This is a genomic window from Streptomyces sioyaensis (assembly GCF_004122735.1).
In the GTDB taxonomy this organism is placed as follows: domain Bacteria; phylum Actinomycetota; class Actinomycetes; order Streptomycetales; family Streptomycetaceae; genus Streptomyces; species Streptomyces sioyaensis.
Genome location: NZ_SDIF01000016.1, coordinates 1 through 20,660 on the forward strand (window position 1 = coordinate 1; position 20,660 = coordinate 20,660).

The 20,660-nt window shown below is 70.6% G+C and carries 19 protein-coding genes and 1 tRNA gene; 7 read left to right on the forward strand and 13 right to left on the reverse strand.

Features of this window, described 5'->3' with window-relative positions; all coding sequences use genetic code 11:
* Window positions 1-285 precede the first annotated feature (285 nt).
* Entirely contained in the window at window positions 286-1,113 is an 828-nt protein-coding gene (locus EST54_RS08155; protein ID WP_161989264.1) for a nuclease-related domain-containing protein, read from the forward strand.
* 195 nt (window positions 1,114-1,308) lie between these two features.
* Here the strand turns inward: EST54_RS08155 and EST54_RS08160 are convergent.
* Window positions 1,309-1,382 (reverse strand) — tRNA-Thr (locus tag EST54_RS08160).
* Between the two features lie 177 nt (window positions 1,383-1,559).
* Here EST54_RS08160 and EST54_RS08165 point away from each other — a divergent pair.
* The 3 genes from EST54_RS08165 (at window position 1,560) to EST54_RS08175 (ending at window position 4,090) form a co-directional block, all read left to right on the forward strand.
* Window positions 1,560-2,696 carry an ABC transporter ATP-binding protein gene (locus EST54_RS08165; protein WP_129246532.1) on the forward strand — a complete coding sequence of 379 codons (1,137 nt, stop codon included), beginning with the start codon at window positions 1,560-1,562 and terminating at the stop codon, window positions 2,694-2,696.
* Between the two features lie 218 nt (window positions 2,697-2,914).
* Window positions 2,915-3,331 (forward strand): hypothetical protein, encoded by a 417-nt coding sequence (locus tag EST54_RS08170; protein ID WP_129246534.1) that lies wholly within the window; start codon window positions 2,915-2,917, stop codon window positions 3,329-3,331.
* Window positions 3,332-3,361: 30 nt separating this feature from the next.
* Window positions 3,362-4,090, forward strand: coding sequence for a nucleotidyltransferase family protein (locus EST54_RS08175; RefSeq protein WP_129246536.1), 729 nt, complete (start codon window positions 3,362-3,364; stop codon window positions 4,088-4,090).
* A gap of 321 nt (window positions 4,091-4,411) precedes the next feature.
* On the opposite strand, the gene EST54_RS08180 is transcribed toward EST54_RS08175, so the two are convergent.
* The 7 genes from EST54_RS08180 to EST54_RS08210 all read right to left on the reverse strand — a co-directional run bounded on the left by EST54_RS08180 (window position 4,412) and on the right by EST54_RS08210 (window position 11,549).
* Window positions 4,412-6,055 (reverse strand): DoxX family protein, encoded by a 1,644-nt coding sequence (locus EST54_RS08180; protein WP_239013129.1) that lies wholly within the window; start codon window positions 6,053-6,055, stop codon window positions 4,412-4,414.
* 157 nt (window positions 6,056-6,212) lie between these two features.
* Window positions 6,213-7,169 carry a 23S rRNA (guanosine(2251)-2'-O)-methyltransferase RlmB gene (gene rlmB / locus EST54_RS08185; RefSeq protein ID WP_129246538.1) on the reverse strand — a complete coding sequence of 319 codons (957 nt, stop codon included), beginning with the start codon at window positions 7,167-7,169 and terminating at the stop codon, window positions 6,213-6,215.
* A gap of 128 nt (window positions 7,170-7,297) precedes the next feature.
* Window positions 7,298-8,689, reverse strand: coding sequence for a cysteine--tRNA ligase (cysS, locus tag EST54_RS08190; RefSeq protein WP_129246540.1), 1,392 nt, complete (start codon window positions 8,687-8,689; stop codon window positions 7,298-7,300).
* A gap of 122 nt (window positions 8,690-8,811) precedes the next feature.
* Window positions 8,812-9,216 carry a PPOX class F420-dependent oxidoreductase gene (locus tag EST54_RS08195; protein ID WP_129246542.1) on the reverse strand — a complete coding sequence of 135 codons (405 nt, stop codon included), beginning with the start codon at window positions 9,214-9,216 and terminating at the stop codon, window positions 8,812-8,814.
* 164 nt (window positions 9,217-9,380) lie between these two features.
* Window positions 9,381-9,908, reverse strand: a complete 528-nt coding sequence (gene ispF / locus EST54_RS08200; protein ID WP_129246694.1) for a 2-C-methyl-D-erythritol 2,4-cyclodiphosphate synthase — start codon at window positions 9,906-9,908, stop codon at window positions 9,381-9,383.
* Window positions 9,901-10,647 (reverse strand): 2-C-methyl-D-erythritol 4-phosphate cytidylyltransferase, encoded by a 747-nt coding sequence (gene ispD / locus EST54_RS08205; protein WP_129246544.1) that lies wholly within the window; start codon window positions 10,645-10,647, stop codon window positions 9,901-9,903. The genes ispF and ispD overlap by 8 nt, the downstream gene beginning before the upstream one ends.
* 419 nt (window positions 10,648-11,066) lie before the next feature.
* Window positions 11,067-11,549 (reverse strand): CarD family transcriptional regulator, encoded by a 483-nt coding sequence (locus EST54_RS08210; RefSeq protein ID WP_003953493.1) that lies wholly within the window; start codon window positions 11,547-11,549, stop codon window positions 11,067-11,069.
* 804 nt (window positions 11,550-12,353) lie between these two features.
* Here EST54_RS08210 and EST54_RS08220 point away from each other — a divergent pair.
* Window positions 12,354-12,974: a copper chaperone PCu(A)C gene (locus tag EST54_RS08220; RefSeq protein WP_129246546.1), complete on the forward strand. Its 621-nt coding sequence runs from the start codon at window positions 12,354-12,356 to the stop codon at window positions 12,972-12,974.
* Between the two features lie 132 nt (window positions 12,975-13,106).
* Here the strand turns inward: EST54_RS08220 and EST54_RS08225 are convergent, their stop codons facing one another.
* Window positions 13,107-13,787: a response regulator transcription factor gene (locus EST54_RS08225; protein WP_006603892.1), complete on the reverse strand. Its 681-nt coding sequence runs from the start codon at window positions 13,785-13,787 to the stop codon at window positions 13,107-13,109.
* Window positions 13,784-15,106 (reverse strand): sensor histidine kinase, encoded by a 1,323-nt coding sequence (locus EST54_RS08230; RefSeq protein ID WP_129246549.1) that lies wholly within the window; start codon window positions 15,104-15,106, stop codon window positions 13,784-13,786. The genes EST54_RS08225 and EST54_RS08230 overlap by 4 nt, the downstream gene beginning before the upstream one ends.
* Window positions 15,107-15,635: 529 nt before the next feature.
* On the opposite strand from EST54_RS08230, the gene phoU reads away from it, so the two are divergent.
* A complete protein-coding gene (gene phoU, locus EST54_RS08235) occupies window positions 15,636-16,313 on the forward strand; it encodes a phosphate signaling complex protein PhoU (RefSeq protein WP_129246551.1) in 678 nt (225 codons plus the stop codon).
* Between the two features lie 426 nt (window positions 16,314-16,739).
* On the opposite strand, the gene EST54_RS08240 is transcribed toward phoU, so the two are convergent.
* Entirely contained in the window at window positions 16,740-16,988 is a 249-nt protein-coding gene (locus EST54_RS08240) for an SCO4226 family nickel-binding protein (RefSeq protein WP_129246553.1), read from the reverse strand.
* Between the two features lie 163 nt (window positions 16,989-17,151).
* Window positions 17,152-17,913: a phosphoglyceromutase gene (locus tag EST54_RS08245; RefSeq protein WP_129246555.1), complete on the reverse strand. Its 762-nt coding sequence runs from the start codon at window positions 17,911-17,913 to the stop codon at window positions 17,152-17,154.
* Between the two features lie 232 nt (window positions 17,914-18,145).
* Here EST54_RS08245 and EST54_RS08250 point away from each other — a divergent pair, with 232 nt between their 5' ends.
* Window positions 18,146-19,474, forward strand: coding sequence for an MDR family MFS transporter (locus EST54_RS08250; protein WP_129246557.1), 1,329 nt, complete (start codon window positions 18,146-18,148; stop codon window positions 19,472-19,474).
* Between the two features lie 89 nt (window positions 19,475-19,563).
* Here the strand turns inward: EST54_RS08250 and EST54_RS34410 are convergent, their stop codons facing one another.
* Window positions 19,564-19,860, reverse strand: a complete 297-nt coding sequence (locus tag EST54_RS34410; RefSeq protein WP_129246559.1) for a hypothetical protein — start codon at window positions 19,858-19,860, stop codon at window positions 19,564-19,566.
* Between the last annotated feature and the right edge of the window lie 800 nt (window positions 19,861-20,660).

Below are 20,660 nucleotides of genomic sequence, written 5' to 3' on the forward strand. Positions count from 1 at the left end.
CGCCCGAGCCGCCAAGCCCCCTACCGGACGTCCCCCACGCCCCGGCGGCTACACGTGACGTGCTCCCGACCTGCCCCTGCCACCTGCCCTCCTGCCCGCCTTCGCCGGCTGGCGAGCCCAGCAAGCCCTGAACATGAACCGCAGAGAAGGCTCCCCCTCACAACACCACCTTGCTGGTCGCAACCAACTGTGCTCCCCTGAAGGTGAGTTGAACCATCAGTTGGGGGCCGTATGGGGGACTTACGCACGGAACGGTGGCGCCGCTACGGACACGATCGCGTGTACGTGAACCGCGTAGCGGATTCGGCTGCAGTGGCCTGGTACGACTGCAGAACAGGGAAGATCAACATCCTGGACGAGAGCTATCGCGACGAAGCCTTGTCAGCCCTGGCACCGTTCCTGACATCCGAGCCGGAAGCCACACCCGTGGCGGACCCGCAAAGCCTCCCCGCTCCGCCCGCGGCCGCCCCTCCGTCATCGAGCCAAGACCTGGCCACGAACGAGCCGGGAGCCTCGCTACGGCGCCGGATCGAAGAGGTCGAACCGAGCCCTCTCCTGCGCACGCTCAGGCGGTGGTTCAGGCTGGACGCCGAATTACGCCCGTGGCAGACCGGTCTCCAGGGCGAGCGCATCGCGGGCAAGAGTCTGAACCGACTACGGCGGGACGGCTGGTACATCCTGCACTCGGTGGAGCTACCAAGCGGCGCCGACATCGACCACGTGGCCATCGGCCCACCCGGTGTCTTCACCATCAACACCAAGCACCACAGAGGCAGCAGGATCTGGCTCGGCGATCACGCCGCCATGGTCAACGGCCAGTCGACCCCATACGTCCGGAACAGCCTCTTCGAGGCGCGGAGAGCAGCACGGCTACTGACCCACACCTGCGGCTTCCCGGTGGCAGTCCACCCCGTACTGGCCGTGGTCGGCGCCGCTACGGTGACCGTCCGGGCCGCGGCGCCCTCGGTACGCCTGATCGACGGCACCCACGCGGCCCGCGAACTGTCCGGGCTCTCCCCCGTCCTCACCCCGCCCGACATCGAGTGCATCTATGCCGCCGCGCGCGAGGGAGACACATGGCTGGCCGCATCGAAAAGACCCGACCACACGTAAGGGCCCGGCGAAGCCCGGCCACGGACACCCACCGCAAAGCACCCAACCACCTGGACCGGACGCGATACCGCCAGCTCGACCGCGACTGATCCCAGCTGACCGGGACAGGCACGGGCCGCGAGTGACCACTCCCCCATGAACGCCAGAAGCCCCAGGCCACCACCGGCCCGGGGCTTCCTCCCTGTTCGCGCTCAGAGCCCCCTGTCGGATTCGAACCGACGACCTTCGCTTTACAAGAGCGGTGCTCTGGCCAGCTGAGCTAAGGAGGCGTGCGTGAAGCAGTGTACCCAGGCTCGCCGGATGCCCGTCCCCAATTCGTGACTGCCGGGCTACTGACACCGGGGCCGGGCCCGGGTAACGTCACGGAGAGTCCATATAAGTGGACTACACCACTCCTTTTACTCGGATCGTCCGGCACGTTCCTGCCGGTGAAGGGACTTTTCACCATGGCTACGGTCACGTATGACCAGGCAACCCGCATCTACCCGGGTTCCGACAAGCCCGCCGTCGACAAACTGGACATCGCCATCGAGGACGGCGAATTTCTGGTCCTGGTCGGCCCCTCCGGATGCGGCAAGTCCACCTCCCTGCGCATGCTCGCGGGGCTGGAGGACGTCGACGGAGGCGCCATCCGCATCGGGGACCGCGATGTCACCCACCTTCCGCCCAAGGACCGGGACATCGCCATGGTGTTCCAGAACTATGCGCTCTACCCGCATATGACGGTCGCGGACAACATGGGCTTTGCGCTCAAGATCGCCGGTGTGCCGAAGGCCGAGATCCGGCAGAAGGTCGAGGACGCGGCCAAGATCCTGGACCTGACCGAGTACCTGGGGCGCAAGCCCAAGGCGCTGTCCGGCGGTCAGCGGCAGCGCGTCGCGATGGGCCGGGCGATCGTCCGTGAGCCGCAGGTCTTCCTGATGGACGAGCCGCTGTCCAACCTGGACGCCAAGCTGCGGGTGCAGACGCGTACGCAGATCGCGGGGCTCCAGCGCCGGCTCGGCATCACCACGGTGTACGTCACGCACGACCAGGTCGAGGCCATGACGATGGGCGACCGGGTCGCTGTGCTCAAGGACGGTCTGCTGCAGCAGATCGATTCGCCGCGGAACATGTACGACCGGCCGGCGAACCTGTTCGTGGCGGGGTTCATCGGGTCGCCCGCCATGAACCTGGTGGAGGTGCCGATCACCGACGGCGGCGTGAAGTTCGGCAACAGCGTGGTGCCGGTCAACCGCGAGGCGCTGGCCGCGGCCGCCGACAAGGGTGACCGGACGGTGACGGTGGGCGTGCGCCCCGAGCACTTCGACATCGTCGAGCAGAACGGCGCCGCCGCGCAGTCGCTGTCCAAGGAGAGCGCGGACGCACCGGCCGGTCTGGCCATCACCGTCAATGTCGTCGAGGAGCTCGGCGCCGACGGCTATGTGTACGGCACCGCGGAGGTCGGCGGCGAGGTCAAGGACCTGGTCGTACGGGTCCACGGCCGGCAGGTCCCGGACAAGGGCACCCGGCTGCACGTCGTGCCGCGGCCGGGCGAGACGCACGTCTTCTCGACGTCGTCCGGGGAGCGCCTCACCGACTGACATCGGGACAGGCATGGAGTGAGAGCGGCGGCGGTCCGGGGTAGTACTCGGTACCGCCGCCGCTGTGCTGCCCGGCTGCGCGGCATTGCCACTACAGGGACATAACCGGGCTTTTCCTACCAGCGCGTCAACATCAGTACTGCACCGACGGGCCATTGCATCCCTCGATACGGTGACCAAATGTCGCCAAATCATCACTCCTCGCTACCATCGCGACCGTGAACTCCGCAGCCCGCCGCATCGGCAGAACTCTCGCCCTGGTCCTTCCCGTCGTCCTCGTGCTGTCCGGGACCCTCGCGGTCACCCGCGTCCCCTGGGCATCGACGGCCACCGACTCACAGGTGCTGACCGCCTCCACCGGAAGCGCCGCCACCAAGGCCGCGCACAGCACCCCCGAGGAGGCCCTGCGCAAGCGCCTCCTGGTCGAGCTCCAGGAGAAGGATCCGGGTACCGCCCTGACCCACCTCCAGGAGGCGACCACCAAGCGCCCCTCGCTGGCCAAGCACTGCGCTTCGATCGCCCGTGACCTCGGCCGTGCCGCGGTCGCCAAGTACGGCGCCGCACACCGCGCCCAGGCCTTCTCCCGCCCGGTCTGCGACACCTCCTTCGCCACCGGCGTCGCCGCCGCCCAGTGACCCCCGCTCGCACCGCATAGGGTGCGCACCATGACAGGTGCCCAGCATCCTCACCCCACGCAGGCCGTGGTCCTGGCCGGCGGCCAGGGCTCACGTCTCCGCCCGTACACCGACGACCGCCCCAAGCCGATGGTCGAGATTCCCGGTACCGGAACCCCGATCATCGGCCATCAGCTGAACTGGCTGGCCGAGGAAGGCGTCACGGACGTGGTCGTCTCCTGCGGGCACCTCGCCGGCGTCCTCCAGGACTGGCTGGCCGACGCCCAACTCCCCCTGCGCGTCACGACCGTTGTCGAGACCGAGCCCCTGGGCCGCGGCGGCGGGCTCAAGTACGCGGCCGGCTCGCTGCCCCGCCCGGACGAGCCCTGGTACGCCACCAACGGCGACATCTGGACCCGCTTCCCGCTCCGTGAGATGGCCGCCTTCCACTACGAACGCGATGCCGAGGCCACCCTCGCGCTGGCGCGCCCGCACATCCCCTGGGGCGCCGTGGAGACCGACGCGTTCGGGCACATCCTGGACTTCATCGAGTCGCCGCCCTCGCCGTATCTGATCAACGCCGGCGTGTACGTCTTCTCCGCCGCCTTCACGGACCTGCTCCCCACCCGCGGCGACCACGAGCGCACCACGTTCCCGCGCCTCGCCCGCGAACGCCGGCTGGCCGGCTTCCCGCTCCCCCAGGGGGCCTACTGGCGTGCCATCGACACCGCCAAGGACCTCATCGAGGCCGCCAAGGAGCTGAGCGCGCAGGGGCGTTGAGGGCGGCGCAGGGGCGTTGAGGGCGACGTTCTCCCATGGGGCGTTCCTTGCGTCCCGTACCGGCATGGGCCCGTCCGTCGCCGCGCTCCCGTACTCCCCGTGCTCGCCACGTTCTGCGTCGCTACGTTCTGACCGCCCCCCTCCTCAGCCGTCTTCCGGCGCCCCGTACATGCACGTGCCTCGTACGTGCCTTGTGCGTGCGCCTTGTACGTGCCTTGGACATGCCTGTCCCCGACCGCTCCGCCCTCCCCCCGTAGTGGCCGATGGATACGGGCCGTACGGAGCGAGCGGGGCGATCGGGGACAGGGGCGGGGGAACCGGTCAGCCCAGGAGGCCGCCCAGGGCGTCGCGGCCGGAGTCGCCTCCGGAGCCGCCGTTTCCGGAGCTTCCGGTGCCGGTGGTGCCGCCGCCGGTGCCGCCCGCGCTGGTGGGCACCCGGCTCGGTACCGGGGCGTGGCGGGTCGGCGGGTTCTGCTGGGGTGCGCTGGTGGTCGCCCCGGGCTGCTGGGAGAGGCCGCTGGTGCTGCCGGAGGACCGGCCGGTGCCGGGTGCCGACGCCGACGGGGTGCCGGGCTTGTGGGCCTTGCGCGAGGCGTCCGCGGAGGGCGTGCCGGGGCGCGGCGCGGCGCTGCCGGGGTGCCGCTTGCCGGGCCGGGCGGTGTGCTTGTCGGGGCGGGGCAGCGGGGAGCCGGGCAGGTTGTTGATCGCGGGCTCTCCGGGCCGCGGGACGGTCGCCACCGTCGCGGACCGCACGGCCCCGCCGAGCAGCGAGCCGATGAGCAGGGTCAGTCCGGCCACCATCGCGGTCATCATGGCGCCGCGGCGCAGCACCCGGCGCCGCAGGTCGGCGACCTCGACGCGGGGGCCGAGCCGCCGCCAGGCCTCGCCGGCCAGCCGGCTGTCCATGGAGTAGACCGGGGCGCCCGCGATGATCAGCGGGCTCCAGGCGGCGAGGTAGATGATGTCGGGGGCGTCGTAGGCGGGGACGGTCCGCCAGCTGACGGTCATCAGCAGCGCCGCGGACAGCAGGGTGCCGATCGATGCGGCGACACGCTGCCACAGCCCGCAGATGGTCAGGACGCCGACGACGACCTGGAGGAAGGCGACGGTCAGGCCGGCGCCGACCGGGTGCGAGACCGCGAAGTCCCGCAGCGGCACGGCCAGCGCCCAGGGGTCGAGCGACTGCAACCACTTGACCATCGAGCCCCGCTCGCCGCCGTCGAAGTAGACGGGGTCACAGAGCTTGCCCATGCCGGCGTAGACGGAGATCAGGCCGAGGAAGATCCGCAGCGGGAGGAGGACGACGCCGAGGTTCATCCGGCGGCCGGGGTAGTACGCATGCCGTACGGACTCGGCGCCGCGCCGCTTGGCGCCGGGGTCGTAGCCGTCCGGTGCCTCGAACCGGTCGTCGTCGTAGCCGTCGTCGTAGCCGTCGTCGAGCCGGCCGTGGTCGCGGTAGGGAGGGTTCCGGTAAGGGTGGTCGCTGTCGTATGCGCCGCCCACGGGGCGTACGCCGCGCAGCAGGGAGTCGGGCTCGGCGGGGCCGCGCTGGCCGATCACGGTCTGGGCGGGGGCGCCGTCGCCGAGGCGGATCCGGGGCAGGACCTGGGTCGTGCCGATGTCCTCGCCCTGGCCGCCGTCCAGGCCGATGCCCGAGTCGCGCACCGCGTGCAGGAGTTGGGTGGTGGCGCCGGCCGTGCCGCCCGGTGCGGTCCGGCCGCTCCACACCACGGGTGCCCGGCGTCTGGCACCGGCGGCCGGGCTGCGGAGGGCGGGGATGTGCGCGGAGTCGGCCACGGCGTGGCGCGCCGCGGGCGCGGCGAGCTGTACGCGGAAGCTGGCGTGGTTGACGATGACCTGCGCGGGATCGCACGGCACCTTGACCGAGCTCAGGCCCGGCTCGTCATCGAAGCCCGGCGAGCGTCCCCCCGTAGGCGTGCGGGGTGTTCTGGTGTCCACGCTCATCTAACCGAGTGACCCGCGCTTAAGACACTGCCTTGACCGGGTCGATCTGTCCGAGACCCGTCAAAAGATCACGGGATTCCGCAAAGACCTACGGTGGGTCAGGTCTTGCCCCAGGGTGTGGCGCGGGTCGGCACCGTCCACCCCGGGGCACCTGGACTCAGCCGCGGCGGCGCGCCGCCTCCCACAGGACGACACCGGCCGCGACACCGGCGTTCAGCGACTCGGCGCCGCCCGGCATCGGGATCCGCACCCGTACGTCACACGTCTCGCCGACCAGCCGCGACAGGCCCTTGCCCTCGCTGCCGACCACGATGACGACCGGGCCGTCCAGCGCCTCGACGTCCTGGAGCTCCAGCTCGCCGTCGGCGGCCAGACCGACGACTGTCAGACCGGCCTTCTGGTACGACTCCAGGGTCCGGGTCAGGTTGGTGGCGCGGGCGACCGGCGTCCGGGCCGCGGTGCCGGCCGAGGTCTTCCACGCGCCGGCCGTCATGCCGGCCGCGCGGCGCTCCGGCACGACCACGCCGTGGCCGCCGAAGGCGCACACGGAGCGGACGACCGCACCGAGGTTGCGCGGGTCGGTGACGCCGTCGAGCGCGACGATCAGCGGGTCGTCGCCGTCGTCGAAGGCGGCCGCGGCCAGGTCCTCGGGGTGGGCGTAGTCGTACGGCGGGACCTGGAGGACCAGGCCCTGGTGGTTGAGACCGTTGGTCATCCGGTCCAGCTCGGGGCGCGGCGCCTCCATGAGGTTGACGTCGCCGCGCTCCGAGGCGAGCTGGAGTGCGGCGCGCACCCGCTCGTCGGTGTCGATGAACTGCTGGACGTAGAGGTTGGTCGCGGGCACCCCGTCGCGCAGCGCCTCGAAGACCGGGTTACGGCCGACGACCAGCTCGGCGGTGCCCTTGGCACCACCGCGGCGCGGCGCCGGGCGGCGCGCCGCGGCCTGCTTCGCCTTGGCGTTGGCGACGCGGTTCTTGACGTGTCCCTTGCGAGCGGACGCGGGCGGGGTCGGGCCCTTGCCCTCCAGGCCCCGGCGCCGCTTGCCGCCGCTGCCGACCTGCGCGCCCTTCTTGTTGGACGTGCGGCGGTTCCTGCGCTGGCTGTTGCCGGCCATGGGTCACCTGTTTCTTCACTGCTCTCGACGTCTCGCGACGTGGAGTGGGTACGTACGTATGGATTGAGTGTCGCCCGCGGCCACCGGGGCGGTCGAATCCGGGTGGCCGGCAGCGGGCGGGACGGGGGTCAGGACAGCGACCACCGGGGGCCCGAGGGGGTGTCCTCGATGGCGAGTCCGGCCTGCTGGAGCTGGTCGCGGATGGCGTCGGCGGTGGCGTAGTCCTTGCGGGAGCGGGCGGCCTGGCGCTGTTCGAGGACGAGGCGGACCAGGGAGTCGACGACGCCGTGGAGGTCCGTACCGCGGTCCGTGTCGCTCGACCAGGCCTCGTCGAGCGGGTCCAGGCCGAGCACGCCGAGCATCGCCCGCAGCTCGGCCAGCCGGGCCACCGCCGCTTCCTTGTCGTCGGCGGTCAGCGCGGCATTGCCCTGCCGGACGGTGGTGTGCACGATCGCCAGCGCCTGCGGGACGCCCAGGTCGTCGTCCATCGCCTCGGCGAAGGCCGGCGGCACCTCGGCGGCCGGCTCGACCGGCCCGGCCTTCTCCACGACCCGCTGCACGAAGCCCTCGATCCGCGCGAACGCGGACTCGGCCTCGCGCAGCGCGTCCTCGCTGTACTCGATCATCGAGCGGTAGTGCGGGGTGCCCAGGTAGTAGCGCAGCACGATCGGGCGCCAGCGCTTGACCATCTCGGAGACCAGCAGGGAGTTGCCCAGCGACTTGGACATCTTCTCGCCGCTCATGGTCACCCAGGCGTTGTGCGCCCAGTACGCGGCGAAGTCGTCGCCGAAGGCCTTGGCCTGCGCGATCTCGTTCTCGTGGTGGGGGAAGATCAGGTCGATGCCGCCGCCGTGGATGTCGAAGGCCTCGCCCAGGTACTTGTGGGCCATCGCCGAGCACTCCAGGTGCCAGCCGGGGCGGCCGCGGCCCCAGGGGGTCTCCCAGCTGGGCTCGCCCTCCTTGGCGGCCTTCCACATCGCGAAGTCGCGCGGGTCCCGCTTGCCGGTCTCCCCCTCGCCGGAGGGCTGGAGGAGGTTGTCCAACTCCTGGTTGGACAGCTGGAGATACCCCGGGAACGACTTCACGTCGAAGTAGACGTTGCCGTCCGCGGCGTAGGCGTGGCCGCGCTCGATCAGGCCGCGCATCATCTCGATCATCTCGGGGATGTGGCCGGTGGCGCGCGGCTCGTAGGTCGGACGCAGGCAGCCGAGGGCGTCGTAGGCCGTATTGAAGGCGACCTCGTTCTCGTAGCCGACCGCCCACCACGGGCGGCCCTGCTCGGCCGACTTCTTGATGATCTTGTCGTCGATGTCCGTGACATTGCGCACGAACGTCACGTCGTAGCCGCGGTGGGCGAACCAGCGGCGCATGATGTCGAAGTTCAGTCCCGACCTGATGTGCCCGATGTGCGGGGCGGCCTGCACGGTCGCGCCACACAGGTAGATCGAGACACAGCCCGGCACGAGCGGGGTGAAATCGCGAATCTGCCGGGCGCTGGTGTCGTACAGGCGAATCGTCACGGAACCAGGGTAGTCGGAACGAGGCAGTGCCCCGCGACCCATTGGGCCACGGGGGAAGGGATCCGCGACAACCGTCCGATTCGCCGTAAATGACCGGCACCGATGGCGGGTCCGGCGCCCGGTCAGATGCTGCCGACCACCTTGCGCGGGGTGATCCGGACCACGACCCGCGGGTCGTCGTCGGCCGCGGCGGGATTGAAGTCGGCGTACGGCTTGCCCGTGTACTTCTGCGACAGCTCGTCGATCAGCTGCTGCCCGCCCTCGGTGGTGAGCGAGGCGGAGCCGCGCACCTCGGCGTAGGTGTACGGCGCGTCGAAGGGCTGGATGAGGACCGAGACGCGGGGGTCGCGCCGGATGTTGGCCTCCTTGCGGCGGCCGACGGTCGTCGAGAACAGCAGATCGTCGCCGTCCCGCTTCACCCAGACCGGGGAGAGCTGCGGGCTGCCGTCGGGCTGGATCGTGGCCACGGTCACGAAGACCGGGGAGTCCAGGAGCTTCTTGAGGTCGTCGGACAGGGTGGCAGTCACGAGGGGTCCTTCCTGCGGGCCGTTCCGGTGGACACGAACACTCCGATCCTCCCCCCAACACCCGTGCGGCGCCCGGAATTCCCGCGCCATACGGGGGAATGCCGGGCGCCGCGGCGCACCTCGTGCCGGAACGTGGCCTCAGGCCGTGGTGTCCGGCCCTGGTGTCAGGCCGTACGGAAGACGATCGCCGTGGCGACCGCGGCCAGGCCCTCGGCGCGGCCGGTCAGCCCCAGTCCGTCCGAGGTCGTCCCGGAGACCGAGACCGGCGCGCCGACGGCCGCCGACAGCGCCTTCTGCGCCTCGTCCCGCCGCTTGCCGACCTTGGGGCGTACGCCGATGACCTGCACCGCGACATTGCCGATGGTGAAGCCCTCGGACCGGACGATCCGCGCGGCCTCGGCCAGCAGCGTCACACCGTAGGCGCCGGACCACTCGGGGCGGCCGGTGCCGAAGTGTGCGCCCAGGTCACCGACGCCGGCCGCCGAGAACAGCGCGTCACAGGCCGCGTGTGCGGCCACATCGCCGTCGCTGTGGCCGGCCAGGCCGTATCCGTCGCTCTCCGCGGCGTCCCAGAGCAGCCCGGCGCACCAGAGTTCCCGGCCCTGCTCGAAGGCGTGCACGTCCGTGCCGATGCCCACGAGCGGCAGCCCGGGAAGCCCGGCGGCGGGGCCGGTCGCACGCTGCTCAGACATAGCCATCGGTGGCCCTCCTGCGGGCGAGTACGGCCTCGGCCAGGACCAGGTCCAGCGGCCGGGTCACCTTGAATGCCTCTTCGTGGCCGGGGACAACCACGACCGGCGATCCGAGCCGTTCGACCAGCCCGGCGTCGTCCGTGGCGCCCTCGCCCTCGACGACGGTGTCGTGCGCCTTGCGCAGGGTCGCCAGATCGAAGCCCTGCGGGGTCTGCACGGCACGCAGCAGGGCCCGCTCCGGGGTGCCGACCACCGGCTCGGGGGTGCCCGGCGGCTGCGGCTCGACCTGCTTGACGGTGTCCGCCAGCGGCAGCGCGGGGACGACTGCGGGCGCACCGGCCCGCACGGCGGCGATCACCGCGTCGACCGTGTCGGCCGGCACCAGCGGCCGCGCGGCGTCATGCACCAGCACGACCTCGATGGTGTCCGGGAGCGCCGCCAGACCGCGCTGTACGGACTCCTGGCGGGTCTGTCCGCCGGCGACGACCACGAGGTCGGTGCGCTCGGCGAGCGGATGCTCGTGCAGGAGGCGGCTGACCTCGGCGGCGCCGTCGGGTGGGGCGACCACCACGATGAGTGAGACGGCACGGGAGGCGGCCATCGCACGGACGGCGTGCACCAGCATCGGGGTGCCGCCCAGCGTGCGCAGCGCCTTGGGAGTGCCGGGACCGAGCCGGACACCGCGGCCGGCGGCGGGAATCACCGCGGCGGTGCGGGCCGGGCGGGAGGGATCTGACATCGATGGCTCCGGAGTCCGGGGCGAGCCCGGAATTGACGCAGACAGGTTTGTTTCCTCGGGCGGGGTGGGTATGGCCTGGGAGTGCCCCCCGCTCGTAGAGCATGGGGTAGTGCCGGGCACGACGCCTCGACCGGACCCTTCCGTGACACGGTCGAGACAGCCGCCCGGGCCCGGCACGCCACAGTGAATCGGCGATCCGTCGGTGATCTCAGCGAATCGCCGATCCGCCAGCAGATATGCCGCAGCGCCCGGCAACGGACCACTCCACTTGGGAAGCGGTCGTCACTCGGGCACCGCGGCATTACTACGTCGGCATTGCTATGTCGGCGCTGTCGTCGCTGCGCCGGCGGAAGCGTGACTCGCGCATGCATGATCCACACACGCTTGACCACCACACGCTTGACCCACACACAGCGTCGTCAGGACGCGAGTACCTCGTCGAGCAGGGCCTCGGCCTTGTCCTCGTTGGTGTTCTCCGCGAGGGCGAGCTCGCTCACCAGAATCTGGCGCGCCTTCGCGAGCATCCTCTTCTCACCGGCGGAAAGCCCACGCTCACGCTCACGCCGCCACAGGTCGCGCACCACTTCGGCAACCTTGATCACATCGCCGGAAGCGAGCTTCTCAAGATTTGCCTTGTAGCGACGGGACCAGTTCGTCGGCTCTTCGGCATACGGTGCGCGAAGCACCTCGAAGACCCGGTCCAGCCCGTCCTGACCAACCACGTCGCGTACGCCGACGAACTCCGCATTGTCCGCTGGCACACGAACAGTCAAGTCGCCCTGGGCGACCTTCAGCACCAAGTAGGTCTTGTCCACGCCTTTGATCTGGCGAGTTTCGATGGCCTCGATCAGCGCGGCCCCGTGATGGGGATAGACCACGGTGTCGCCAACCTTGAACGTCATGTGACAGGTACCCCTTCCGTGGCTATCCATGCTAACACGGGAACGGGCCGTTCTGAATGGCGTTTTCGCAGGTCAGGGCATATCTCGGGGCTTGACAACAGCAACCGGAACGTGCTGCGAGGGGTCACGGAAGACGGGTATTCGCAGGTCGGAGGGGCTGCACGGGTGAGTGGAAACATGCCCGTCACGTACCGAGAAGGCGGGGTTCGAGAGGTCGAACGTCCCGATTTGCGCAGATCCGCATGAGCGAGTTCCGCTACTCCGTTCGGCCGCTCACGGACCTCTCCCGAGCGATTCCCGAATTGATCAACAGCCGACGGTCGATGAGTGTGATCAATTCCGCGAGGCCTTCACATTCTCTGCGAATACTGCTTTTCACCGGGGGACCTGGCTGCCCTCACCCGAACGGCCGCTCGTCGAATTTCCGCCACGTTCTCGGTGCGCGTTCTCGTGGTGCGTCCGGAACTGTGCGGCCGGATCTGTGCGCCGAACTGTGCGGCGAACTGAGCTCCCTCGGGGAGCGATCCGTGGCCCGTTCCGTGGGCCGCTCTCCGGTCCGTTCCCGGGCGCGTTCCCCGTGCCGTTCAAACCGGGCGCGAGCAGCGGTGACGGGCCCTGAGTGCGCTGGGGGCGGGTCGGGTGCGGCGGCGTGAGGACGGCTCGGTAACCTAGCGGCGCTGACACACCCTTAGGGCGGCCTTACGCACCCGTCGTCATGACGCGTACGCAGTGCCGCCCCAGCCGTCCATCCGCGACCGGGCACGAAGTTCGGCCGCCGTAGCTCGTCAAGGAGATGCCGCCGCCGTGAGCCGCAGCCTTCGACGCGGCGTCCTCGCCGCCACCGTCCTTTCGCTCTCGATCGCCACGCTGTCCGCGTGCGGGGCCGGGAACGACGCCCAGACGCTGCAGGTCAAGCCGGACAACGCCGCGACCTCCGTCGGCGACATCAAGATCCAGAACGCGTCCGTCATCACCCAGCCCGATGTGAACGCCAAGGGCCCGGCCGTGATCTCCGCGACGGTGTTCAACAGCGGCACCAAGGACCAGAAGCTGACCGCGATCTCCGTCGACGGCACCGGCCAGTCGGCCAAGCTCTCGCCGGCCGGTTCCCGCTCGGGCGCGGTCACCGTGCCCGCCGGCGGCTCCATCGTGATCGGCGGCAAGGGCGACGCCTCGGCCGTCCTGGCCAGCGGCCGGGAGGCCGTCAAGGACGGGAACGCCCAGCCGCTGACGTTCGCCTTCAGCGCGGCCGGCAAGGTCGGGATCAACGCCTATGTCGTCCCGGCGACGAGCTACTTCGCGGGCTACGGGCCCTCCCAGCTGCCGCAGCCGTCCGGTTCGGCGTCCCCGTCGGGCTCCGGCAAGCCCTCGGCGTCGGGCAAGCCGTCCGGTTCGGCCAGCCCCTCCCGTTCCGCGAAGCCCTGATGACGCCCGGCGGTCACTGACGCCGGCCCGTCGCAGCAACGCGTCAGGGGCGCCTCTCCGGCTCGGAGGGGCGCCCCTGACGCGTACTGCGGCTTGGCCCGGGCGGCGGCCGCTGAGCTGCTCAGGCGGCGTTTACGGCTCGAACTTGTACCCCAGGCCGCGGACCGTGACGAGGTAGCGCGGCGCGCCCGGGTCGGGCTCGATCTTGGCGCGCAGCCGCTTGACGTGCACGTCCAGGGTCTTGGTGTCGCCCACGTAGTCGGCACCCCAGACCCGGTCGATGAGCTGCATGCGGGTCAGCACCCGGCCGGCGTTGCGCAGCAGCATCTCCAGGAGGTCGAACTCCTTCAGGGGCAGATCGACCTTGCCGCCGGAGACCGTGACGACATGGCGGTCCACGTCCATCCGGACCGGGCCGGCCTCCAGGGCCTGCGGGGTGACCTCCTCCGGCTCGCCGCGGCGGCGCAGCACGGCGCGGATGCGGGCGACGAGTTCGCGGGAGGAGAAGGGCTTGGTGACGTAGTCGTCGGCTCCTATCTCCAGGCCGACGACCTTGTCGATCTCGCTGTCCTTGGCGGTCACCATGATGACCGGGACGTTGGAGCGGCCGCGCAACTGGCGGCAGACCTCGGTGCCGGGCAGGCCCGGCAGCATCAGGTCGAGCAGGACGAGGTCGGCGCCGTTGCGCTCGAATTCGTCCAGGCCGTCAGGGCCCGTAGCCGCGATGGCGACCTCGAAGCCCTCCTTGCGGAGCATGTAAGACAGTGCGTCGCTGAACGATTCCTCGTCCTCGACGACGAGCACTCGGGTCACGGAAGGACCTCCGGGGCTGGGTGTGCAGGGAGTGGATCGTTGAAGGTCTCGTACGGGCGGTCCTCGTCGTCGAGGCCCTCCGCGGAGAGGTCGGCGGGCCGTTCGCGGTCGCGTACGGCCCCGGCTTCCGGGAGACGCAGGGTGAAGGTGGAGCCTTGTCCCTCAGCGCTCCACACCGTGACCTCCCCGCCGTGCGAGGCGGCCACATGCTTGACGATGGCGAGACCGAGGCCGGTCCCGCCGGTGGCGCGCGAGCGCGCCGGGTCCACGCGGTAGAACCGCTCGAAGATGCGGTCCCGGTCCTTTTCGGATATCCCGATGCCCTGGTCGGTCACCGCGATCTCGATCAGGTCGCCGCCGGGGGCGGAGACCCGCCGCCCGGCGATCCCGACGCGGGTGCGCGACGGGGAGTAGTTGACGGCGTTCTCGACGAGGTTGCCCAGGGCCGCCGCGAGCTGGCCGCGGTTTCCCCAGATGCTCAGGTCGGCGGTGCCGCCCTCGCGTCGCCCGCCGCCGATCCGGGCGGCGGACCCGTCGGGCCCTCCGATCGACGTGGCCATGGTGATCTGCTTCGCGCCGGCCTGCTGGCGGCAGCGGTCGATCGCCTCGGCGACCAGCTCGTCGACCCGGACCGGCTCGGCGTCCTCCAGCGGGTCGTCGTTCTGTACCCGGGAGAGGTCGATGAGCTCCTGGACGAGGTTGGTCAGGCGGGTGGCCTCGTTCTGCATCCGGCCGGCGAAGCGCTCGACGGCCTCGGGGTCGTCGCTGGCGTCCATCACGGCCTCGGAGAGCAGCGAGAGCGCGCCGACGGGCGTCTTGAGCTCATGGCTGACGTTGGCCACGAAGTCGCGGCGGACCGCCTCTATGCGCCGGGCCTCCGTGAGGTCCTCGACCAGCAGCAGGACGAGCCGGGAGCCGAGCGGGGCGACTCTGGCGGAGACCGCGAGCGCCTCGCCGCGGCCGGTGCCGCGGCGCGGCAGATCCAGCTCGACCTGGCGTATCTCGCCGTCCCGCCGGGTGTCCCGGGCCATCTGCATCATCGGCTCGACGGCGAGCTTGCCGCCGCGGACCAGCCCGAGGGCGTACGCGGCGGAGCTGGCCTTGACGACGGCGTCGGCCTCGTCCAGCACCACAGCGGAGGAGCGGAGCACCGACAGCACGGTGTCGACCCCGGGCGGCAGCACGGCGTCCGTGTGCAGGGAGGTACGGGTGGGTTTGGCCTGGTCGCGTTCGCTCCAGCGGAACGCCAGCATGGCGAAGACGCCGGTGCAGAGCCCGGCGATCGCAGCCACTGCGGCGACGGCCGCATCCACGTTCATGACTCCAGGTTATGCGCCGGGTCGGACACTTCCCCAGGGTTGCGAGGCGCTGCCCGAGCACCCGTCGCCCAGAGTTCACCGTGGCGTCCGCGCTGGTTCACTCCGGAGGCCGGACGCGGGCGGGCGGCTGCCGGCCGGGTGTCCCTTGGGGATACGCCGCGCGATCCGCGCCCGGCCGGAGGGTGGCCAGGTGAACCGCGCGGCCGACCCCGCGGCAGGCGATGCGTCGCCCAGAATTCACCTTCGTGTCGGTGCCGGTTCACCCCCGGTGGCACCGCAGGTCGCGCGGCGCGCGCAGGGTGACGGTGCGGGTGCCGGAGCAATTCCGCACCGTCGCGCGACCGGACACCCGGAGTGACCGCGGGGCGTCGGCCCCGCCGGCACACCGGCACGCGGAGTGGTTGCTCCGTGGGCCATCGCCCTCTTGGGATCCGGCTCGTGCGGGCACTGACCGTGAGAGCGTGGGCACAGGTCACCTGTACCCCGTGCCACCTCCCACACCACCACTCGATGCGAGAGAAGGTCACAGATGCGGGACGCGTACCACGAGGAGCTTGATTCGATCGGCGAGGGCCTGGTCGAGATGGCCCGGCTCGTCGGCTCCGCGATCGGGCGCGCCACCACGGCGATTCTCGACGCGGACCTCAAGCTGGCCGAGGCCGTCATCGCCGCCGACGAGAAGGTCGACGACCTCCAGCGCGACCTGGAGGCCCGGGCGATCGCCCTGCTGGCGCGGCAGCAGCCGGTCGCCACCGACCTGCGGATCGTCGTCACCTCGCTGCGGATGAGCGCCGACCTGGAGCGCTCCGGCGACCTGGCCCAGCACGTGGCCAAGCTGTCCCGGCTGCGCTTCCCGGAGACGGCCGTACCGCAGGATCTGCACGCCACCATCCTGGAGATGGGGCAGCTGGCGCAGCGCCTGATGGCCAAGGCCGCCGAGGTCATCATCACCAAGGACGTCGACCTCGCGCTCCAGCTGGAGCAGGACGACGACGCCATGGACATGCTGCACCGCACCCTCTTCCAGCACCTGATGGACGACCGCTGGCAGCACGGCATCGAGACGGCCGTGGACGTGACCCTGCTGGGCCGCTACTACGAGCGCTTCGCGGACCACGCGGTCTCCGTCGCCAAGCGGGTCGTCTACCTCGTCACCGGCGAGCACGCCGACGAGATCGCCTCGTCGACGGCGGTGGAGGGCGCCTGACCGCGGCGGCGGGCGAAGGGCGGGAGTCCGTTTCCGGTGCCACCGCGCGCGGTTGACTCATGCCTCCGCGCGCCGTTGACGCGCCTGGTCGCCCGGGCATGCAATGGGCACCAGGTGACCCCTAGGAGGCAATGCATGGCACCCATGGCGGACTCCCCCAACCCTGCGCCCCACGCCGACCCGACGACCGTCGAGCTCCCACGGCTCCCGCTGCTCGGCGCCTGCGGCTGCGGTCCCGGTTGCAGCTGCGGCTGCCAGTCGGGCGGGCCGTGCCAGTGCGGCGGCGGCTGCTAGCGACCTCGACGGCACAGCGCGACGGCGGCCCCGACCGGTTGATCTTCCGGTCGGGGCCGCTGCCGTTGCCGACGTCTCAGTCCCGTCGTCCCGGGGTGGCTGCGGCCCGCGGGCCGCGGCCGTACGTCCGCGTCACAGGCTGAGCGGCACCGGATGGATTTCGTCCGCCTTGTGGCCGGCGCGCTCGTGGATCCGCTGCACGGCGCCCGCCGAGGGCGCGTCCGACAGGCAGAAGACGTCGCCGGAGTCGGGGTCGGCCCAGGCGTGCTCGAAGTGCACGCCTTCCTCGGCCTCGATGGCGAGGTCGGCCTGGTGCGCCGCCTTCAGCTGGTCGGCCGTGAGGCCCTCCATACCGCGGTGGATGTCCATGAACTTGGGCATCTGTCTCATCCTCCAGATTGCGGACATGTACCCCTCTTCCATGCTGCCCCCGCGCGCCGCGGTACGCCGGGTCGAGCCGCACCAGGGCGGCCGCCCGCCCCCGCACAGCACCGAGCCCCCCACCGGCGGAGAATTCCGCGGGCGGGGGGCTCGACGGCGGGTCCTACTTCTTCTTCCCCTGGTTCTTCACTGCCTCGATGGCGGCCTTGGCGGCCTCCGGGTCGAGGTAGGTGCCGCCGGGGTTGACCGGGCGGAAGTCGGCGTCCAGCTCATAGGCGAGCGGGATGCCGGTGGGGATGTTCAGGCCGGCGATGTCCTCGTCGGAGATGCCGTCGAGGTGCTTGACCAGGGCACGCAGGCTGTTGCCGTGCGCGGCGACCAGGACCGTGCGGCCGACCACGAGGTCCGGGACGATGCCGTCGTACCAGTACGGCAGCATGCGCGTGACGACGTCCTTGAGGCACTCCGTGCGCGGGCGCAGCTCGCTGGGGATGTCGGCGTAGCGCGGGTCGTCGCTCTGGGAGAACTCGGTGCCGTCCTCCAGCGCGGGCGGCGGGGTGTCGTACGAGCGGCGCCAGAGCATGAACTGCTCCTCGCCGAACTCGGCCAGCGTCTGCGCCTTGTCCTTCCCCTGCAGCGCACCGTAGTGGCGCTCGTTCAGCCGCCAGCTGCGGCGGACCGGGATCCAGTGGCGGTCGGCGGACTCCAGGGCCAGCTGCGCGGTGCGGATGGCGCGCTTCTGGAGGGAGGTGTGCACGACATCGGGGAGCAGGCCGGCGTCCTTGAGCAGCTCTCCGCCGCGGACTGCCTCCTTCTCGCCCTTCTCGTTGAGATTGACGTCCACCCAGCCGGTGAACAGGTTCTTCGCGTTCCATTCGCTCTCGCCGTGGCGGAGGAGGATCAGCTTGTACGGTGCGTCGGCCATGGCGTCGAGCGTAATCGAACCCTGGGGAGGGCCCCGCGGCGGTCCAGAACCTGGGCTTCCGGATGACGGTTGACGCTTCCGGTCAATTGAGTGGCGAGGCGCACCGCCCCGAAAGTAGGTTGCGGTCGTCGCTTGCGCCACTTACGTCCGCCCGGTCGCCGCGCGGGCGCGCCACCCGCTCCTTCACGGCCCACGACCACACCACGCCGCACCATTCCTCGGGGGAACTGTCATGCCCACATCCATACCGCCGCCGGGGCCGACCCTGCCGGCCCGTCTGCGACGCGCCGCCGTGGAGAGCGTCTCCGGACTCCCCCGGCAGTTCTGGTGGCTGTGGACCAGCACCCTGATCAACCGGCTGGGCGCCTTCGTCGCCACCTTCCTCGCCCTCTATCTGACGGTCGAGCGCGGCTACTCCGCCTCGTACGCGGGCCTGGTCGGAGCGCTCTACGGACTCGGCGGGGTGCTGTCGTCCGTGGGCGCCGGCGTGCTCACCGACCGGCTCGGCCGCCGGCCGACGATGCTGATCGCGCAGCTGTCGACGGCGGCCTCGGTGGCGCTGCTCGGCTTCCTGACGGACCCGGTGGCCATCGCGGCGGTGGCGTGCGTGGTCGGGATGGCGTCCAATGCCTCCCGCCCCGCCGTGCAGGCGATGATGGCGGACATCGTCGCTCCCGAGGACCGCGTCCGCGCCTTCTCCCTCAACTACTGGGCCATCAACCTCGGCTTCGCGATCTCCTCCACCGCCGCCGGACTCATCGCCCAGCACGGTTATCTGGCCCTCTTCCTCGGCGAGTCCACGCTCGTCCTGGCCTGCGCCCTGGTCGTCTTCCGGAAGCTGCCGGAGACCCGCCCCGGCACGGACGCCCCGGCCGGCGCCGCCGGCGGTCCGGCGCCCGGGGCCGTCTCGCTGCGCACCGTTCTGCGCGACGGCCGCTTCATGACCGTCGTCGGCCTCAATCTGCTGCTCGCCCTGCTCTTCCAGCAGGCGTATGTCTCGATGCCGGTGTCGATGGGTCAGGACGGCTTCTCCAGCGCCGACTTCGGCATGGTCATCGCGGTCAACGGCATCCTGATCGTCCTGCTGCAGATCCCCGTGACCCGGTTCATCGAGCACCGCAGCCCGGCGATGCTCCTGGTCGGCTCGGCCCTGTTGGCCGGTTACGGCTTCGGGCTCACCGCGCTGGCGGGCTCCGTCGCCATGTACGCGGTCGCCGTCGCCGTCTGGACCCTCGGTGAGATCATCAACTCCCCCACCCAGATGAGCCTGGTGATCCGCCTCTCGCCGGTGCACGGCCGCGGCCGCTACCAGGGGATGTACGCACTGTCCTGGTCCATCGCCTCCCTGACGGCCCCTCTGCTCGGCGGCACGGTCATCGACCACTACGGAGCCGACGCACTGTGGGCCGGGTGCGCGGCCGTCGGCACGGTGGCCGCGGTGGGCTACGGGCTGCTGCTGCGGAGGCTGCCCGGGCCGGACCCGCACACCGCCCGGCACGTCAGTGCGGCACGACATCCCGTAGCCGCCGAGGGCGGGGCCGGCCGCCGCGCCCGCTCATGACGACGCCGCCGGGGCCCTTTCGAGGGCCCCGGCGGCGTCCTGCACGGCGTTCTCCCGTCTCCATCGGTCACGAGCGGGAGGGAGTCGGCTCAGCGGAAGGAGTGCGCCATCGCTCCGCCGCCGGTGTGGATGCCGCCGATCGGCCGGTAGTGGCGGTGGTGGTGACGGTGGTGACGCCGGTGGTGGTGGTGCCGGCACTTGTCGTGGTGGCGACCCCAGCGGTGGTCGTCGTCACCTCTCCAGCGATCGTCGTGGCGGGTGCTCGCCACCGAGGATCCACTGTCCGTGGCGGGGCCCTCGACCGCGGACGAGGCGAACGCGGTCGGAGTCACCGCGAACACCGCGGTGATGACGGCTGAGGCGAACAGGGTACGGGCAGTGCGCATAGGAGATGTTCCTTTCTGCCTACTGCGAAGGGAGACACAGCGTCGGCCATCTGACTCACAGTAGTGATATGACCCACAGTCAGCCTTTATGTCACGTTTTCTCACGCAAGCACGTCACCCACGAGCGAAGAGCTGAGCTTTCCGGGTGGACTGCATGCGTAATTGACCCGTCAGGCCGAACGGCACGCCGGGGTGGGGTTTGGTCCGGGTGCCGTTCGCTGAGAGCTCCTGGTGTCTGACGTGTCATGAGTCGCGGCCCGGCGGCCGTTGCATCCGCCAGCGCACAGGCAGCCGCCGCCTCGCCTGCCTGGCCGCCTGGCCGCCTGGCCGCCAGTCGATCCGGCGTCAGGTCCTTTTTCGCTTCCCTGCCCCCCCCTTCAGAATTCCTTCAGGAATTCAGGACCCCTTCAGGAATTCAGGAATCCTTCAGAAAGGGGGCAGCGAGGGGCCTGGATTTACTGGGGAGAAAGCGGAAAAATAACGCGTCGCATTCGTGGTGTTACCGAAAGAAACGCCCGGAGGAAATCGACGGAACGCGCTTCAAAAGGGCGACATTCGGGTGCTACGGTTCTGGCAACTCCTGGCCGAGGTGCACATCGGCCGTTCAGATTCTGCGTACCCCGGTGGCGCCCCGGTGCGTATTGCGGTGCCTGAATGGAGAACAGGGGTTTTTGGGGATTGAGCACACGGTTCGGTCCCTGCACAGAAAGGACACGGACATGGACTGGGTTAGCTCCCTCGTCTCCGCCATCGGCCCGATCATTTCCAACCTGGTGACGCACTTCCTGGGCTAGGGCCTT

What these genes read in the sequence shown, in the direction of transcription:
- EST54_RS08165 (WP_129246532.1), top strand. Translation starts at nt 1,560, where the DNA reads ATGGCTACGGTCACGTATGACCAGGCAACCCGCATCTACCCGGGTTCC.
- EST54_RS08175 (WP_129246536.1), top strand. Translation starts at nt 3,362, where the DNA reads ATGACAGGTGCCCAGCATCCTCACCCCACGCAGGCCGTGGTCCTGGCC.
- EST54_RS08180 (WP_239013129.1), bottom strand. Translation starts at nt 6,055, where the DNA reads ATGAGCGTGGACACCAGAACACCCCGCACGCCTACGGGGGGACGCTCG.
- rlmB (WP_129246538.1), bottom strand. Translation starts at nt 7,169, where the DNA reads ATGGCCGGCAACAGCCAGCGCAGGAACCGCCGCACGTCCAACAAGAAG.
- ispF (WP_129246694.1), bottom strand. Translation starts at nt 9,908, where the DNA reads ATGTCTGAGCAGCGTGCGACCGGCCCCGCCGCCGGGCTTCCCGGGCTG.
- ispD (WP_129246544.1), bottom strand. Translation starts at nt 10,647, where the DNA reads ATGTCAGATCCCTCCCGCCCGGCCCGCACCGCCGCGGTGATTCCCGCC.
- EST54_RS08210 (WP_003953493.1), bottom strand. Translation starts at nt 11,549, where the DNA reads ATGACGTTCAAGGTTGGCGACACCGTGGTCTATCCCCATCACGGGGCC.
- EST54_RS08230 (WP_129246549.1), bottom strand. Translation starts at nt 15,106, where the DNA reads ATGAACGTGGATGCGGCCGTCGCCGCAGTGGCTGCGATCGCCGGGCTC.
- phoU (WP_129246551.1), top strand. Translation starts at nt 15,636, where the DNA reads ATGCGGGACGCGTACCACGAGGAGCTTGATTCGATCGGCGAGGGCCTG.
- EST54_RS08240 (WP_129246553.1), bottom strand. Translation starts at nt 16,988, where the DNA reads ATGCCCAAGTTCATGGACATCCACCGCGGTATGGAGGGCCTCACGGCC.
- EST54_RS08245 (WP_129246555.1), bottom strand. Translation starts at nt 17,913, where the DNA reads ATGGCCGACGCACCGTACAAGCTGATCCTCCTCCGCCACGGCGAGAGC.
- EST54_RS08250 (WP_129246557.1), top strand. Translation starts at nt 18,146, where the DNA reads ATGCCCACATCCATACCGCCGCCGGGGCCGACCCTGCCGGCCCGTCTG.
- EST54_RS34410 (WP_129246559.1), bottom strand. Translation starts at nt 19,860, where the DNA reads ATGCGCACTGCCCGTACCCTGTTCGCCTCAGCCGTCATCACCGCGGTG.